Origin of the sequence: Pseudomonas tructae, from assembly GCF_004214895.1 — a bacterium.
Classification (GTDB): Bacteria; Pseudomonadota; Gammaproteobacteria; order Pseudomonadales; family Pseudomonadaceae; genus Aquipseudomonas; species Aquipseudomonas tructae.
This window is the reverse complement of record NZ_CP035952.1, coordinates 1,045,042-1,063,377: the sequence shown is the minus strand read 5'-3', so window position 1 is coordinate 1,063,377 and position 18,336 is coordinate 1,045,042. Positions and strand designations below refer to the sequence as shown.

At 59.4% G+C, this 18,336-nt stretch carries 5 protein-coding genes, 2 tRNA genes and 3 rRNA genes; all 10 read right to left on the bottom strand.

The window, feature by feature from the left end; all coding sequences use genetic code 11:
* Positions 1 to 15: 15 nt before the first annotated feature.
* Positions 16 to 2,097, bottom strand: a complete 2,082-nt coding sequence (gene recD / locus EXN22_RS04805) for an exodeoxyribonuclease V subunit alpha (RefSeq protein WP_130262990.1) — start codon at positions 2,095 to 2,097, stop codon at positions 16 to 18.
* Positions 2,094 to 5,783 (bottom strand): exodeoxyribonuclease V subunit beta, encoded by a 3,690-nt coding sequence (recB, locus tag EXN22_RS04800; protein ID WP_130262989.1) that lies wholly within the window; start codon positions 5,781 to 5,783, stop codon positions 2,094 to 2,096. The genes recD and recB overlap by 4 nt, the downstream gene beginning before the upstream one ends.
* Positions 5,780 to 9,256 (bottom strand): exodeoxyribonuclease V subunit gamma, encoded by a 3,477-nt coding sequence (gene recC / locus EXN22_RS04795; RefSeq protein WP_130262988.1) that lies wholly within the window; start codon positions 9,254 to 9,256, stop codon positions 5,780 to 5,782. The genes recB and recC overlap by 4 nt, the downstream gene beginning before the upstream one ends.
* A gap of 204 nt (positions 9,257 to 9,460) precedes the next feature.
* Positions 9,461 to 9,576: ribosomal RNA gene (gene rrf / locus EXN22_RS04790) — 5S ribosomal RNA — on the bottom strand.
* Positions 9,577 to 9,720: 144 nt separating this feature from the next.
* Positions 9,721 to 12,610: ribosomal RNA gene (locus EXN22_RS04785) — 23S ribosomal RNA — on the bottom strand.
* A gap of 223 nt (positions 12,611 to 12,833) precedes the next feature.
* A tRNA-Ala gene (locus tag EXN22_RS04780) sits at positions 12,834 to 12,909 on the bottom strand.
* Positions 12,910 to 12,919: 10 nt separating this feature from the next.
* A tRNA-Ile gene (locus EXN22_RS04775) sits at positions 12,920 to 12,996 on the bottom strand.
* An 85-nt stretch (positions 12,997 to 13,081) separates the two neighbouring features.
* A 16S ribosomal RNA gene (locus tag EXN22_RS04770) occupies positions 13,082 to 14,618 on the bottom strand.
* The 16S, 23S and 5S rRNA genes sit together here with 2 tRNA genes alongside, the layout of an rRNA operon.
* Before the next feature lie 606 nt (positions 14,619 to 15,224).
* On the bottom strand, positions 15,225 to 16,718 hold the full coding sequence (locus EXN22_RS04760) for a CoA-acylating methylmalonate-semialdehyde dehydrogenase (RefSeq protein WP_130262987.1): 1,494 nt from the start codon (positions 16,716 to 16,718) through the stop codon (positions 15,225 to 15,227).
* A gap of 72 nt (positions 16,719 to 16,790) precedes the next feature.
* Entirely contained in the window at positions 16,791 to 18,137 is a 1,347-nt protein-coding gene (locus EXN22_RS04755; RefSeq protein ID WP_130262986.1) for an aspartate aminotransferase family protein, read from the bottom strand.
* Positions 18,138 to 18,336 lie beyond the last annotated feature (199 nt).

Genomic DNA, 18,336 nt, shown 5'->3' with positions numbered 1-18,336 from the left:
GCTGAATCGCCCTAGTCATACCTGTTCCAGCATCAACCCTGAAATGCGTTTGACCTTACGCCGCACCGCGTCCTCGAATACACCCAGGCGCGGCTCGATCAAACTAAAACAGGTCTTGGCCCGGGTGATACCGGTGTAGATCAATTCCTTGGTCAACACCGGATTGAGGGTATCGGGCAGCACCAGCGCCGTGTGGGTGAACTCTGAGCCCTGGGACTTGTGCACGGTCATGGCAAATACCGTCTCGACCTCGTTGAGCCGACTGGGCAGAACGAACCGCACACCGCCTTTCCCATCGTTACGGGCAAAGGCCACACGCAGTACCTGCTGCCCTTCATGCTGCTCATCGGGCAGGCGTAGGGCGATGCCAACGTCACCGTTCATCAGGCCCAAGCCATAATCGTTACGGGTCATCAGTACCGGCCGACCTTCGTACCAGGGCTGCTCGCTATCGATCAACCCAGCGCCGCCAAGCACTCGGCTGACCCGCTGGTTCAAGCCTTCTACACCCCAGGGCCCCTTGCGCACGGCGCACAGCAACTGGAAGGTTTCAAAGCCCTGCAGCACCTGCAGGGCCCAGGTTTCCCAGCGCGGATCGTCCACCGGCGTGGCCAGTGGCGGGCGCTGCTGGCGCAGGGTCTGCAGGTAGCTGCGATAACCCTGGGGCCCGTCACTACCGCGGCCCAGGCCTTCGAGCAGCAGGCGATCGAAAGTGCGGTCCTGTTCACTGCGCAGGCTCAGGGCAAACACATCGTCCTGCTTCTGGTTGAGCAGGGCTCGGGCCTGATCGGCCTCCTGGCGGTTGACCAGGCGCGCCAGCTGGCCAATGCCGCTGCCTTCGCCGAAGCGCCGCGAAAAGCGCAGCATCACCACTTGCTGCGCCAGCGGATACTCATCGACAGTGCCAGGCAGCAGTTCGCTGCCGACCAGGGGGGCACCACTGACCTGCTCCAGCCAGGCCTGAGTCTGGGGGCTGTAACGCCCGGCTTCGGCATCGCGGCACAGGTCACCGAGTACCGCACCGGCCTCGACCGAAGCCAACTGGTCCTTGTCACCCAGCAGCACCAGGCGCGCATGGGGCGGCAAGGCGCCAAGCAGGTTGGCCATCATTTCCAGGTCGATCATCGACGCTTCGTCGACCACCAGCACATCCAGCGGCAAGGGGTTGCCAGCATGGTGGCGAAAATGCCGCGAGCCCGGGCGACTGCCGAGCAGACGGTGAACCGTGGAAACATCGGTAGGAATGTTCTGGCGTACATCAGCGGCCACCGCCAGGCGCTCCACCTGTTGGCCGATGGACTCGGTCAGGCGTGCTGCAGCCTTGCCGGTCGGCGCCGCCAGGCGAATACGCAGCGGGCGACCGGCTTCGACGGCGGGCGATTGCAGCAGAGCCAGCAACCGCACCACGGTGGTGGTCTTACCGGTGCCAGGGCCTCCGGTAATGATGCTGAAGGCACTGCGGGTGGCCAGGGCGCAGGCCAGCTTCTGCCAGTCGACCTGGCCGCTCGGGGCAGCACTTTCGAACAATTGCCCCAGGCGTGCCGTCAGATCCGCCGGGGTTGGCTCGACCTGCTGCAGGCGCTCGCGCAAGGCGTTGTCGATTCGACGCTCGTAAGCCCAGTAACGGCGCAGGTACAGGCGCTGGCCATTGAGCACCAGTGGCCGCGCGCTGTCTTGCTCGCTGTTGCCCTGAGCTACCAGGCGGCTGCGGCGCAGCTGCTGCAGCCAGGTGTCGAGCTCCAGGCGTTCAAGCAATTGCGACGGCAATAGCAAAGGCCCGGCCAGGGCGTCGCCTTCGGGCGGCAACGACAGGGCAAAATCCGGTTCGGCCAACGTCGCTTGCAGGTCCAGGCAGACATGGCCGTGGCCCAGTTGATGACTGGCCAAGGCCGCCGCCAGCAGCACCAAAGGCTCGCCACCAGGTTCGCGCTCCCCCAGAAAACTCACGAAGGCGCGGTCCAGGGCTCGCAGCCAGCCTCGCTCGACCCAGCGATCGAGCAAGGCCAGCAGGTCCTCGCCCTTGCTCAATGGTGCCAGTGCGGCCAGATGGCGGGCATCCAGTGGCGTCGGCAACAGGTCATCGAGGCTACGGCTCATGGTGCGTCTCCGAAGAACAGGTCATGTTGTTGCGGGGCGCTGACGCCACGGAACAGTGCATCGAGCCGCTCGATCAGCTCACGCGGTGGCTTGACGAAATACAGGCCGCGCGATGCCGACTCGACACCGCGCAAAAAGATGAACAACGCGCCGCCGACGTGCTGGTCGTAGTCATAACCAGGCAGGCGCGCACGCAACTGGCGGTGCAGGGCCAACAGGTAGAGCACGTATTGCAGGTCGTAGCGATGGCTGAGGATCGCCCCTTCCATGGCCAGTTCACTGTAGGCCTGGTGATCAGGGCCGAGCCAGTTGGATTTGTAATCCGCCACGTAGTAGCGGCCCTCATGCTCGAAGGCCAGGTCGATAAAGCCCTTGAACATGCCATTGAGCTGGGCCGGTTGCGCCGCCAGGCGGGCAACCCCCTGATGGGTGTGCTCGCACACCAGTTGATCGAGCCTGCCGACATCGACCTTATGGCTGGCGAACCAGAATTCCATTTCGATCTGGTAGCCGCGCAACTGGCTCAAGGACAGTGGCGAACTGCCTGGCGCCAGGGCCATGGGCTGCTCGAGCAGATGCTGCAACCACTGGCTGAGGGTCGGGATCCAGCCGGTCCAGTCGCGGCGGTTGCAGCGCTGGCCAACGGTGCGGGTCAACTGCTCGGGGTTGGCACTGACCTGGGCGAAGCCTTCATGGCCGGCCCATTCGAGCAAGCCATGGAGAAAGGTGCCCGGGTTCGGCCCGCGGGGGAAGCGGTGAATATCGCCACTGCCAGGCATGACTTCACGCAGTTGCTGCAGGTCGGGCCGCTCGTCATCGAGCAGTTGCTGCGCCTGGGAGCTGTCGGCCGCCAGGGTCATGGCCTCTTCGCCAATGCGAAGGGCGCTGTAGGATGCGATCCACCAGTTTTCCGCAGCCCGGCGCTTGGGCTGGCGCGCCGGCAGCAGTTCGGCCTGGTTGCGCGGGGCGCTGTAGGCCTGCTCATCTGCCGCTGGGCGCTCGATGCAAGCGATGGCCGGACAACCGGACTGCAGGGCCTGTAGCCATTCGCCCAACTGGGTCGAGGCCGGCAAGGCGCTGCCGCCGCCCAGCAGATAACCGAGCGCCGAGCGATGCAAGGTCGAGGTCTTGCCGGTACCGCGTTTGAGATCGGCGACACCAAGCCAGCACGCATGCTGGGCGCGGGTCAGGGCGACGTACAGCAGGCGCAGGTCTTCGGCCAGGCGTTCGTCGTCGGCCAGGGCGATCTGTTCGGCAGCCGGGGTCAGGGTCAAGTGCGCCTGGCCCTCGCTGTCGTGCCAGGCCAGCGGCAAGCGCGAGCCATCCACAGGCTTGCTGGTGCAGATGAAGGGCAGGAACACCAAGGGATACTCCAGGCCCTTGGACTTGTGGATGGTGACCACCTTGACCAGTTGCTCATCACTTTCCAGACGCAGGATCTGCTCTTCGCCGGCCTGGCCGGAACTGGCCAGGTGTTCGCCCAGGTGACGAATCAATGCCTGCTCGCCATCCAGTTCGGTGGCAGCTTGTTGCAGCAGCTCAGCCAGGTGCAGCAGGTTGGTCAGCACCCGCTCGCCATCACTGCGAGCCATCAACACCTGGGGCAGATCAAAGTCGTGCAATAGATGCCGCAGCATCGGCAGCACACCCTGGCTGCGCCAGATCAGCCGGTACTGACGAAACCGCATGACCCAGCGCTCCCACACCCGCTCATCCTGGTTCAGTTGCGCCAGGGCGCTGAGCGGCAGGTTGAGGGTAATGCTCGCCAGCGCCGCCTTGAGCAGGCGCTCGGCATCCGGCTCGGCGCAGGCTTTGAGCCAGGCCAGCAGGTCGTGGGCTTCCTGGGCGGCGAACACCGAGTCCTTGTCCGACAGGTATACGCTGCGCACATCGCGGGCTGCCAACTCTTCACGAATCAACTGCGCCTCGCGGCCGTCGCGCACCAGAATGGCAATGTCCGAGGGCAGGCAGCCGCGCAGCGACTGGTCGGCCCGAAGGAAACCACTGCGCCCCTGCTGTCCGCCATTGAGCAAGGCGACGATCTGGCTGGCGCAGCTGGCGGCCAGTTGCTGACGATAAACGGCGCCGGACACCGGCTCTTCACTGCTCAGTTGCCAGAGGTTGAGTGCCGCCAGTGGCGCGCCATCAACCTGAAACTGCTCGCTGCGGCCCTGGGCCATGACCTCAAGGAACGGCACCGGGTTGTCGCTGCCGTCACGGAACAGGAAGGCGCCACGGCCCTGCTCGCGCACTTCGGCCTGCATGAACACATGGTTGACCGCCGTGACCATGGCCTGGCTCGAACGGTAATTGGTATCGAGGCTGTGCAGGCGTCCGGCCGTGGCCCGGCGTGCGCCCAGGTAGGTGAAGATGTCGGCACCGCGGAAGGCATAGATCGCCTGCTTGGGATCGCCGATCAGGAACAGGCCGGTATCGCGCAGGTTCTCTTCAATCCGATAGATACGCTGGAAGATCCGGTACTGCACCGGGTCGGTGTCCTGGAATTCGTCGATCAGGGCCACCGGGAACTGCTCGCGGATCAACCCGGCCAGGCGCTCACCGGCATCACCGCGCAACGCGTGGTCCAGGCGCAGGAGCATGTCGTCAAAACCCATCTCGGCGCGGCGGCGCTTTTCCTGTTCAAAGCGTGCGCCGACCCAGGCGGCAGCATGTTCGAGCAGACAGGCGTCTGGCGTGGGCAAGCCCTGAAGCTGGTCGCGCAGACTTTCCATCGCCTGCAGTGCCGGGTGCACGGGCGGCTCGCCCTTCCAGGCTTCGGCCATGCCGGCGCGGGTAAAGCGGCTGAAGCCGGTACCCAGGTCCAGTTCCAGCGCCTGATCGTCCTCTGCCCAGGCCTTGAGCTTTTCGCACCAGGGCTCAAAGTAACGCGCCTGCATCTTGCGCCCGTCGACCAGCTTGGCGGCCAGGCCGTCACGGCAGATCTGCAGCAACTCGCCAGACCATTGCGCCCAAGGCGCCTTGAGCGTGTGCAGCAGTTCGGTACGTTGTTGCAGCACCGCCTCGATCAGCGCCTGCGGCTCTTCGTCATTGCTCTCAATGCGCTGACGGCCGAACAGGGCGCGGACGCGTGGCAGCAAGGCTGCGGGGCTGAGCCAATTGGCACGCACCCAGGCCAGCGCATCACCTTGCATGCTGTAGCAGAAACGGCGCCAGTAATCACGCATGACCTGGCCCAGCAGATCGCTGTGGTCGGTTTCCAGGGTCTGGGTAAACAGGCTGCCACTGTCGAACGCGTGCTCGCGCAGCATGCGCTGGCACCAACTGTGGATGGTCGACACCGCTGCTTCGTCCATCCACTGTGCGGCTACGTCCAGGCGGTTGGCACAACTGGCCCACACCGACGGCTCATAGTCATCGCGCAATTGCTCAAGCAAGGGATCGGCGTCACTCAACTCGCCCCGAAAGTAGCGCGCAGCTTGCGCCAGGCGGGTGCGGATGCGTTCACGCAGCTCCTTGGTGGCGGCGTCGGTAAAGGTCACTACCAGGATCTGTGGCGGCAGCAGCTCGCGACCAAAACCCTGCTCGCCGCCATGGCCGAGCACCAGGCGCAGGTACAGCGCCGAGATGGTGAAGGTCTTGCCGGTGCCGGCACTGGCCTCGATCAACTGGCTGCCGTGCAGGGGAAAGGTCAGGGCCAGGGGGGCTGGAGCAACAGCAAGGCTCATCGAGCGCTCTCCTCTTTGCCCAGCGTCTGCCAGGGTGCTTCGAACATCGGACGGTACAGGGCTTCGCACCAACCTTCGAACTCTTCACTGGCTGCAAGCGCCGCGAAATCGCTGAACTGACGGGCCAGCGCAGTGCTTTCACTGCGCTCACCGAAGGTGTTCTGGCCATCGCCATCGTAGGCCTTGGCCGCAGCCGTCAGGGCCTTGTCGGCATCGCTCTGGGCCAGCCAGGCGAATGCGGTCTTCACCGCCACCGGCAAGGGTGCGTTCATACCCGCTTGGCGGGCCAGCAACAAATCACCCAACAGTTCAGCCGCTGTTGCCTGCTCCAGGGGCGCAAGCAACAGCGTGACATCTGTGGCGACCACCGCGCTATGCAACTGCAAGCCAACCGCACAGGCAGCCAGGTGCATGACCCAGGTCGAGGTCAGGCGGTGCCATTTGAGGGTACGGCCGCTGCTGATGCCATTGGGCAAGGTGGTAATGCTCAACAGCGATTCATCGTCGCGCTGGTAGACCCGGCCCAACCAGCCTTCAAGCTTGAGCTGGCGGTACTCGAAACGGATCGGCACGGCGTTATCCACAGGCAACGGCCATTGCTGCAGCAACTGTTGATAACGTTGCAGCAGGTCGGGCAATGGCTCGATCAGTTCAGCCTGCAGGCACTCACCGAAACCGGCCAGCGGCAACAGCCCGCAACCCTGCAGGCGTCGGGCCTGGGTGGTCAATGCCCGCTCGCTGTCCTTCGGCTCGGCCAGGGCTGCAGCCAGCAGGCTTTCACTCAAGCTGTAGCGCTGCAGGGCGTCGAGGACAAAGGGCTCTTCATCGGCCAAGGGTGCTTCCACCGACTCGAAGAACACTTTCAACCGCTGGCTGAAGAAGTGTCGTACCGGATGGCGGAGAAAGTCCTGCAACTGAGTCAGGGTCAGTGCTTCATCGCTACTGTAAGGTGGCAGTTCATCCGCTGGCGTTTGTTGATCGCCAGGCACATGCAAGGTGCGCCACTCCCGGGCATAGCTGAACAGGCTGCTGCCCTTGTGGAAGTAGCGGCCACTAAAGGGCTGCAGTGGATGCTCCACCGTTAGCGCATGCAGCAACTGTTCGCCGGCATTGTGCTTGCCGCCGATCTCGGCGCCGGCCAGACGCCAACCCGCAGCCAGATGATCACGCAATTGACCGATCAGCACCGAAGCCGGGCGTTCGCTGTTGTCGCGGATGCTACGCCCGACCCAGCTGACGTACAGCTGGTCACGGGCCGACAGTAGCGCTTCGAGCAACAGGTAACGGTCATCCTCACGCCGCGAACGATCCCCTGGTCGGTAGTCGCTGCCCATCAGGTCGAAGTCCAGCGGCGGTTGCGCACGCGGATAGTCGCCATCGTTCATGCCCAGCAGGCAGACCACCTTGAACGGGATCGCGCGCATGGGCATCAGGGTGCAGAAGTTCACCGAGCCGGCCAGAAAACGCTGGGACAGGCGGCCCTGGTCAAGCCCGGCCAGCCAGGCCTCACGGACCACGGTGAGTGGTAGCAGGTCTTGCAGGCCGACCGACTCGCAGGTCTGCAGCCAGGTTTCGCGCAGGGTCTGCAACTGCACCAGCAGGTAGTCGTCATGCTCGGTTTCGGCGAGAAAGAACACTTGCAGCAAGGCATGCAGACGCTCGCCCCACTCGTTGGCAGTGGCCACCCGGGACAATTGTTCGTGGGCGATTTCCAGGGCATCGAGCAGGGCCACCAGAGGGCCGATCAAGGCAGCATCCAGGCCACCGATTTCATCAAACGGCTCGATGCCATCGCAGCCTTGGCCAACACCCACAGCGTAACCCAGCAGCATGCGGCGCAAACCAAAGCGCCAGCTGTTCTGCTCAAGCTCGGCCGGCAAACCGAGGCCGGCACGTTGCTCGGCGTTCAGGCCCCAGCGAATACCGGCGCCTTCGATCCAGCGGTGCAGGGTCGGCAGGTCGCTTTGCTTGATGGCGAAGCGCGCACGCAGCGCAGGTACATCGAGCAAGTCGAGGATCTCGCTGACGGCGAATCGGCTGTCGGGCAACTTGAGCAGGTGTTCCAGGGCAATCAGCAGCGGGTCGCGACCACGCTGGCCCTGGTCGGTCAGGGTGAAGGGGATGAAACGCGGATCGTTGCGGTCCAGCTGGCCAAACACGGCGCGAATGTGCGGCGCGTAGGTATTGATGTCCGGGAGCATGACGATGATGTCCCGGGGGCGCAGGGCAGGATCGGCGCTGAAGCGTGCGAGCAACTGGTCGTGGAGGATTTCCACTTCACGCTGCGGGCTGTGGCCAACGTGAAAACGTACCGAGCGATCTTTGCCTGGAGCGACCTCGGGCCAGCGTTCGCGGGTTTCGGCCAGCGGACGCAACTCAAGAATGTCGTCCTGTAACTGGTTGAGCAGGGTGTGCGGTTCACTGTCACTGAACAGGTCGATACGCCCATCGCTGAAGGCTGCGCGGTAACTGCCGGGGTCGTCGTAGCTGTCGAGCAGGTTGATGTAGTCACGGCCTTGCTTGCCCCAGGCAGCCAGCAAGGGATGCGCGTGCTGGTGCAGGGCCTGGGCATCGATCAGGCTGGGCATGCCCTGTTTGCGTTGCTGGCGCTTGTATTGATGGCGCAGCAGGTCCTTGTCGGCAACGATGTCGGCCCAGTGGTGGCGGCAGGGGTTGTGCACGCAGAGCAGCACCTGGCTGAAGCGGGCCAGGCCTGCCAGCGCCTCCAGCGCCTGGGCAGGCAGCGACGAGATACCGAAGACAATGACCCGTGACGGTAAACCGGGTGGGGCCTGCTCCAGGCTGTTGATCCGCTCGATGAAGCGTTGATGAACGCCGGCGCGGCTCTGGGCCATGCCCTCTTCACCGACATCCAGCAGCAAGGCCCGCCATAGCTCTGCCTGCCAGCAATTGGCAGGTGGCAGCGGCCGGGATTCGCCGCGGGCGCTGTTGAGCACGTGGCGGCCAGCGGCCCAGTCCTTGAGCCAGTCGGCGCGATACACCTGATATTGGTCGAACAGGTCAGCCAGCCGCTCGGCCAACTGGTAGCGCTTGCGCAGGTCGCTGTCGTCGGTGAGAAAGCGCTGCAAGGGCTCGAAATGCGGTTTTTCGATGACTTCGGGCAGCAGGCGCATCAGACGCCAGGTCAGTGGCGCCTTGTCGAGCAGCGACACCTCGGGAATTTCTTCGCGGCCCAGCACTTTACGGTACAACTGCCACATGAAACTGCCCGGCAGTTGCACCTCGACTGCGGCGGCAATGCCGCAGCCACCCTGGTCATCGTCCTGAGGATCTTCGGCCAGGGCCAGCTTCAGCCATTGGGCGATGCCGTTGCTCTGCACCAGGGCGATTTCGTTTTCCAGCGGTGCCAGCGGGTAGCGGCGCATCCAGCTCACCACCAGGCTGCGCAGTTCATCCAGGCGGTTGCCGTGAACCACCATGAAACCTGGTTGAAGAGTCTGGCTGTGTGGCATGGAGCTTCCCTGGGGGCTGGCGAACTTGAAAGAACCTTATCATGGAAGGCTTGGAAGGAGCGGCACGGTGGGAGCGGGCTTGCCCCGCGATGCGATGTGGCTGACAGAATGCTATCGCGGGGCAAGCCCGCTCCTACAGTCGAGGCAAACGCAAGAAAGACAAAACCCCTACCTGCATGCGCAGATAGGGGTTTCGGAATTTAATCTTGACGATGACCTACTCTCACATGGGGAAACCCCACACTACCATCGGCGATGCATCGTTTCACTACTGAGTTCGGGATGGGATCAGGTGGTTCCAATGCTCTATGGTCGTCAAGAAATTCTGTTGCCAGAAGGTCTTGTTTAAGACACTCCAGCGAATCGGGTATGTGATGGTTTGTGAGGTACAAATCTTCGGCTTTGTGTCTTCACAACACCGCAATCTGATGCTCTTTCGAGTAGTCAAATTGCTTGGGTGTTATATGGTCAAGCCTCACGGGCAATTAGTATTGGTTAGCTCAACGCCTCACAGCGCTTACACACCCAACCTATCAACGTCGTAGTCTTCGACGGCCCTTCAGGGAGCTCAAGGCTCCAGTGAGATCTCATCTTGAGGCAAGTTTCCCGCTTAGATGCTTTCAGCGGTTATCTCTTCCGAACATAGCTACCCGGCAATGCCACTGGCGTGACAACCGGAACACCAGAGGTTCGTCCACTCCGGTCCTCTCGTACTAGGAGCAGCCCCTCTCAAATCTCAAACGTCCACGGCAGATAGGGACCGAACTGTCTCACGACGTTCTAAACCCAGCTCGCGTACCACTTTAAATGGCGAACAGCCATACCCTTGGGACCGGCTTCAGCCCCAGGATGTGATGAGCCGACATCGAGGTGCCAAACACCGCCGTCGATATGAACTCTTGGGCGGTATCAGCCTGTTATCCCCGGAGTACCTTTTATCCGTTGAGCGATGGCCCTTCCATACAGAACCACCGGATCACTAAGACCTACTTTCGTACCTGCTCGACGTGTCTGTCTCGCAGTCAAGCGCGCTTTTGCCTTTATACTCTACGACCGATTTCCGACCGGTCTGAGCGCACCTTCGTACTCCTCCGTTACTCTTTAGGAGGAGACCGCCCCAGTCAAACTACCCACCATACACTGTCCTCGATCCGGATAACGGACCTGAGTTAGAACCTCAAAGTTGCCAGGGTGGTATTTCAAGGATGGCTCCACGCGAACTGGCGTCCACGCTTCAAAGCCTCCCACCTATCCTACACAAGCAAATTCAAAGTCCAGTGCAAAGCTATAGTAAAGGTTCACGGGGTCTTTCCGTCTAGCCGCGGATACACTGCATCTTCACAGCGATTTCAATTTCACTGAGTCTCGGGTGGAGACAGCGCCGCCATCGTTACGCCATTCGTGCAGGTCGGAACTTACCCGACAAGGAATTTCGCTACCTTAGGACCGTTATAGTTACGGCCGCCGTTTACCGGGGCTTCGATCAAGAGCTTCGCGTTAGCTAACCCCATCAATTAACCTTCCGGCACCGGGCAGGCGTCACACCCTATACGTCCACTTTCGTGTTTGCAGAGTGCTGTGTTTTTAATAAACAGTCGCAGCGGCCTGGTATCTTCGACCGGCATGAGCTTACGGAGCAAGTCCTTCACCCTCACCGGCGCACCTTCTCCCGAAGTTACGGTGCCATTTTGCCTAGTTCCTTCACCCGAGTTCTCTCAAGCGCCTTGGTATTCTCTACCCAACCACCTGTGTCGGTTTGGGGTACGGTTCCTGGTTACCTGAAGCTTAGAAGCTTTTCTTGGAAGCATGGCATCAACCACTTCGTCGCCTAATGGCAACTCGTCATCAGCTCTCGGCCTTAAGATCCCGGATTTACCTAAGATCTCAGCCTACCACCTTAAACTTGGACAACCAACGCCAAGCTGGCCTAGCCTTCTCCGTCCCTCCATCGCAATAACCAGAAGTACAGGAATATTAACCTGTTTTCCATCGACTACGCTTTTCAGCCTCGCCTTAGGGACCGACTAACCCTGCGTCGATTAACGTTGCGCAGGAAACCTTGGTCTTTCGGCGTGGGAGTTTTTCACTCCCATTGTCGTTACTCATGTCAGCATTCGCACTTCTGATACCTCCAGCAAGCTTCTCAACTCACCTTCACAGGCTTACAGAACGCTCCTCTACCGCGTCACCTAAGTGACACCCGTAGCTTCGGTGTATGGTTTGAGCCCCGTTACATCTTCCGCGCAGGCCGACTCGACTAGTGAGCTATTACGCTTTCTTTAAAGGGTGGCTGCTTCTAAGCCAACCTCCTAGCTGTCTAAGCCTTCCCACATCGTTTCCCACTTAACCATAACTTTGGGACCTTAGCTGACGGTCTGGGTTGTTTCCCTTTTCACGACGGACGTTAGCACCCGCCGTGTGTCTCCCATGCTCGGCACTTGTAGGTATTCGGAGTTTGCATCGGTTTGGTAAGTCGGGATGACCCCCTAGCCGAAACAGTGCTCTACCCCCTACAGTGATACATGAGGCGCTACCTAAATAGCTTTCGAGGAGAACCAGCTATCTCCGAGCTTGATTAGCCTTTCACTCCGATCCACAGGTCATCCGCTAACTTTTCAACGGTAGTCGGTTCGGTCCTCCAGTCAGTGTTACCTAACCTTCAACCTGCCCATGGATAGATCGCCCGGTTTCGGGTCTATACCCAGCGACTAAACGCGCTATTAACACTCGCTTTCGCTACGCCTCCCCTATTCGGTTAAGCTCGCCACTGAATATAAGTCGCTGACCCATTATACAAAAGGTACGCAGTCACCTAACAAGTAGGCTCCCACTGCTTGTACGCATACGGTTTCAGGATCTATTTCACTCCCCTCTCCGGGGTTCTTTTCGCCTTTCCCTCACGGTACTGGTTCACTATCGGTCAGTCAGTAGTATTTAGCCTTGGAGGATGGTCCCCCCATATTCAGACAAAGTTTCTCGTGCTCCGTCCTACTCGATTTCATGACCAAGAGATTTTCGCGTACAGGGCTATCACCCACTATGGCCGCACTTTCCAGAGCGTTCCGCTAATCTCAAAGCCACTTAAGGGCTAGTCCCCGTTCGCTCGCCACTACTAAGGGAATCTCGGTTGATTTCTTTTCCTCAGGGTACTTAGATGTTTCAGTTCCCCTGGTTCGCCTCTTGCACCTATGTATTCAGTACAAGATACTCAGCTTATGCTGAGTGGGTTCCCCCATTCAGAGATCTCCGGATCAAAGTCTGTTTGCCGACTCCCCGAAGCTTATCGCAGGCTACCACGTCTTTCATCGCCTCTGACTGCCAAGGCATCCACCGTATGCGCTTCTTCACTTGACCATATAACCCCAAGCAATCTGGTTATACTGTGAAGACAACATTCGCCGAAAATTTGTAATGTCTCACAAATTTTACCTTAGCCTGAACACACACCAGTGAAAGTGCTGTTCAGTCTATCTTTCTATCACATACCCAAATTTTTAAAGAACGATTCTGAAAAAGTTCAGAAATCAATATTCGAAGCGAATATTCATTTCTAAGCTTTGACATGGTAACAAAGGGGTGGTGGAGCCAAGCGGGATCGAACCGCTGACCTCCTGCGTGCAAGGCAGGCGCTCTCCCAGCTGAGCTATGGCCCCAACAAGAAACTGGTGGGTCTGGGCAGATTCGAACTGCCGACCTCACCCTTATCAGGGGTGCGCTCTAACCAACTGAGCTACAGACCCAGTCAAGAGCTGTTACCGATATCGTCTTCTTCAATGAATCAAGCAATTCGTGTGGGAGCTCATAAGACAGCTGATGTCTGTCGATTAAGGAGGTGATCCAGCCGCAGGTTCCCCTACGGCTACCTTGTTACGACTTCACCCCAGTCATGAATCACACCGTGGTAACCGTCCTCCCGAAGGTTAGACTAGCTACTTCTGGTGCAACCCACTCCCATGGTGTGACGGGCGGTGTGTACAAGGCCCGGGAACGTATTCACCGCGACATTCTGATTCGCGATTACTAGCGATTCCGACTTCACGCAGTCGAGTTGCAGACTGCGATCCGGACTACGATCGGTTTTGTGAGATTAGCTCCACCTCGCGGCTTGGCAACCCTCTGTACCGACCATTGTAGCACGTGTGTAGCCCAGGCCGTAAGGGCCATGATGACTTGACGTCATCCCCACCTTCCTCCGGTTTGTCACCGGCAGTCTCCTTAGAGTGCCCACCATTACGTGCTGGTAACTAAGGACAAGGGTTGCGCTCGTTACGGGACTTAACCCAACATCTCACGACACGAGCTGACGACAGCCATGCAGCACCTGTGTCAGAGTTCCCGAAGGCACCAATCCATCTCTGGAAAGTTCTCTGCATGTCAAGGCCTGGTAAGGTTCTTCGCGTTGCTTCGAATTAAACCACATGCTCCACCGCTTGTGCGGGCCCCCGTCAATTCATTTGAGTTTTAACCTTGCGGCCGTACTCCCCAGGCGGTCAACTTAATGCGTTAGCTGCGCCACTAAAATCTCAAGGATTCCAACGGCTAGTTGACATCGTTTACGGCGTGGACTACCAGGGTATCTAATCCTGTTTGCTCCCCACGCTTTCGCACCTCAGTGTCAGTATGAGCCCAGGTGGTCGCCTTCGCCACTGGTGTTCCTTCCTATATCTACGCATTTCACCGCTACACAGGAAATTCCACCACCCTCTGCCCTACTCTAGCTCGCCAGTTTTGGATGCAGTTCCCAGGTTGAGCCCGGGGATTTCACATCCAACTTAACGAACCACCTACGCGCGCTTTACGCCCAGTAATTCCGATTAACGCTTGCACCCTCTGTATTACCGCGGCTGCTGGCACAGAGTTAGCCGGTGCTTATTCTGTCGGTAACGTCAAGATACTCACGTATTAGGTAAGTACCCTTCCTCCCAACTTAAAGTGCTTTACAATCCGAAGACCTTCTTCACACACGCGGCATGGCTGGATCAGGCTTTCGCCCATTGTCCAATATTCCCCACTGCTGCCTCCCGTAGGAGTCTGGACCGTGTCTCAGTTCCAGTGTGACTGATCATCCTCTCAGACCAGTTACGGATCGTCGCCTTGGTGAGCCATTACCTCACCAACTAGCTAATCCGACCTAGGCTCATCTGATAGCGCAAGGCCCGAAGGTCCCCTGCTTTCCCCCGTAGGGCGTATGCGGTATTAGCGTTCCTTTCGAAACGTTGCCCCCCACTACCAGGCAGATTCCTAGGTATTACTCACCCGTCCGCCGCTGAATCGAAGAGCAAGCTCTTCTCATCCGCTCGACTTGCATGTGTTAGGCCTGCCGCCAGCGTTCAATCTGAGCCATGATCAAACTCTTCAGTTCAATACTGCTTGGGTTTTGAGAAAACCCTAAACTTGGCTCAGCAATCTCAAATGACTTACTTTCAAATCTTTCGATTTTTCGTGTAGCCACTTGTGATGCTGATAATCTTTTTGACTATCAGTCTGAGCTCACAAGCACCCACACGAATTGCTTGATTCAGTTGTTAAAGAGCGGTTGGTTAAGAGCTTTTCGTCTCAACCGAGGCGCGCATTCTACGCTTTCCTCAGAGCCTGTCAAGCGTTTATTTTGAAGTTTTTCGTTTCACTTCAAGCACTTGACTCGCTGCGATCTCTCGTTAGCGGGAGGCGAATTCTACAGCGTTTCAATCCGCTGTCAACCGCCTTTTTCACCGCTAGCGATCTTTCGATCGAAGCCCTTCCAACACCACCCTGAACTGCTAACTCATTGAAACTCAAAGAGTTTTCAGTTCCGACTGCGCCGGAAGAGGGGCGAATTATAGAGAGATTAAATCGAGCGTCAAGGACTTATTTCAAATTTGTTTCAGGAGAGTCGCTTTGGCTATAAGCCACAAGCTTCAAGCTGCAAGTAAAAGCGCTAACACCGCGCTCAACTTGTAGCTTGCAGCTCATAGCTTGAAGCTACTGTTTAAAGACTAGGGAAAGCAAACTGCGACGCTTCATGGCTGGCACGTTGCGGCCAACGCTGGGTAATGGCTTTACGGCGCGTGTAGAAACGCACGCCATCCGGACCATAGGCATGCAGGTCACCAAACAGCGAGCGCTTCCAGCCGCCGAAGCTGTGATAAGCCACTGGTACCGGCAGCGGAACGTTGACGCCGACCATGCCCACTTCGATTTCGTCACAGAACAGGCGCGCCGCTTCACCGTCACGGGTGAAGATGCAGGTGCCGTTGCCGTACTCGTGTTCGTTGATCAGGCGCATGGCCTCTTCCAGGCTGTCTACCCGCACCACACACAGCACCGGCCCGAAGATCTCTTCTTTATAGATGCGCATCTCTGGGGTCACACGGTCGAACAAGGTACCGCCGACAAAGTAGCCGTCTTCGTTGCCGGCAACCCGATAGCCACGCCCGTCGACCACCAGTTGCGCACCGGCAGCCACGCCATCGTCGATGTAGCCAACCACCTTGTCCCGGGCCGCAGCGGTAACCAGCGGGCCCATGTCCAGGCCACAGGACGTGCCGGCACCAATCTTCAATGCCTTGATCTGTGGTTCGAGCTTGGCGATCAGCGCATCGGCCACCTGGTCGCCAACGCACACGGCTACGGAGATGGCCATGCAGCGCTCACCGCAAGAACCGTAGGCTGCGCCCATCAGTGCGCTGACAGCATTGTCCAGATCCGCATCCGGCATCAACACCGCATGGTTTTTTGCCCCGCCAAGTGCCTGGACACGCTTGCCGCGTTTGGTGCCTTCGGCATAGATGTATTCGGCGATCGGCGTGGAACCCACGAAACTCAGGGCCTTGACCTCAGGCGCCTCGATCAGCGCATCAACCGCTTCCTTGTCGCCGTGCACCACATTGAGCACGCCTTTGGGCAGGCCGGCCTCGTGCAGCAGTTGGGCGATCAGCAGGGTCGAGCTCGGATCGCGTTCCGATGGTTTGAGGATGAAGCAGTTACCGCAGGCAATGGCCAATGGATACATCCACAGCGGGACCATGGCCGGGAAGTTGAACGGGGTGATACCGGCCACCACGCCCAGCGGCTGGAAGTCGGACCAGGCATCGATGTTCGGGCCGACGTTGCGGCTGTACTCGCCCTTGAGCACTTCCGGGGCGGCGCAGGCAAACTCGACGTTCTCGATACCGCGCTTGAGTTCACCGGCGGCATCTTCCACGGTCTTGCCGTGCTCTTCGCTGATCAGCTGGGAGATACGCGCCTCATTCTGCTCCAGCAGTTGCTTGAAGCGGAACATCACCTGGGCACGCTTGGCCGGTGGCGTGTTGCGCCAGGCCGGAAAAGCGGCCTTGGCCGAGTCGATGGCCTGCTGCACCGTTTGCTTGCTGGCCAGGGCGACTTTGTGGATAGCCTGGCCGGTGGACGGGTTGAAGACATCGGTGGTGCGCGCATCAGTAGCGACCAGTTCGCCGTTGATCAGGTGTTGAACAGTGCTCATGCAAAACTCCAGTAAGGGGGTATGCCTGGGCGCGAGTTCACTCGCGCCCACTGCTTATATATAGAGGGACGATCAATCGACCTGGTTGATGGCTTCGCCGACTGCATCGAACAGGCGGTCCAGTTCCTGCGCCTGGCTGTTGAAGGTTGGGCCGAACTGCAGGGTGTCACCACCAAAGCGCACATAGAAGCCGGCTTTCCACAGCTTCATGGCGATCTCGTACGGGCGCACGATGGCATCGCCGTCACGGGCGGCAATCTGGATCGCACCGGCCAGGCCGTAGTTGCGAATGTCGATGATGTTCTTCGCGCCCTTGACCCCGTGCAGAACCTTCTCGAAGTGCGGCGACAGTTCGGCGGCCGATTGCACCAGGTTTTCCTTCTCCAGCAAATCCAGCGCGGCGATACCGGCGGCGCAGGCGACCGGGTGAGCCGAGTAGGTGTAGCCGTGGGGGAATTCCACCGCGTACTCCGGGGTCGGCTGGTTCATGAAGGTCTGGTAGATTTCGCTGCTGGCAATCACCGCGCCCATCGGGATAGCGCCGTTGGTGACTTGCTTGGCGATGCACATCAGGTCCGGGGTTACACCGAAGGCATCGGCACCGAACATCGAACCCATGCGGCCAAAACCGGTAATGACTTCGTCGAAGATCAGCAGGATGTTGTGCTGGTCGCAGATTTCACGCAGGCGTTTCAAGTAGCCCTTCGGCGGCGGCAGCACGCCGGCGGAGCCTGCCAGTGGCTCGACGATCAGCGCGGCGATGTTCGAGGCATCGTGCAGCTCGATCAGCTTGAGCATTTCATCGGCCAGGGCGATACCGCCCTCTTCCGGCATGCCCTTGGTGAAGGCGTTGCCCGGCAGCAGGGTGTGCGGAATGTGATCGACGTCGAGCAACTGGCCGAACAGCTTGCGGTTGCCATTGACGCCGCCCAGGCTGGTGCCGGCGATGTTGACCCCGTGATAGCCACGGGCACGACCGATCAGCTTGGTCTTGGTGGCCTGGCCTTTGAGGCGCCAGTAGGCACGGACCATCTTCACCGCAGTGTCAGCGCACTCGGAACCGGAGTTGGTGTAGAAGACGTGATTGAGGTTGCCCGGCGTCAGGTCGGTGATTTTCTCGGCCAGCTGGAACGACAGCGGGTGGCCGAACTGGAAGGCCGGCGAGTAATCGAGCACGCCCAGTTGGCGCGATACCGCTTCCTGAATCTGTTTGCGGGTGTGACCGGCGCCGCAGGTCCACAGACCGGACAGCGCGTCATAGATCTTGCGACCCTTGTCGTCAGTCAGGTAGCTGCCTTCGGCGGCGACGATCAGCCGAGGATCGCGCTGAAAATTGCGGTTGGCGGTATAGGGCATCCAGTGGGCGTCCAGCTTGAGCTGGCTAGCCAGACCGACAGGAGCGTTTTCAGGCAGATTCATCGGACAAATCCTCGCAGGGCAATTGGGCAGCGACAAATGTTGATAGCGCTAAATTGGCATGGACGTAAGGTTTGGAAAATCTTGCTCTTCTAATCTTCAGATCAAGCACGGCTAAACATTAATGCCCAGCCTTGCAGGAGAACGAGGGTACCAAGAGTTTCCCAACGTCTGCACAACATGCATGATGCCGACGGCCCCT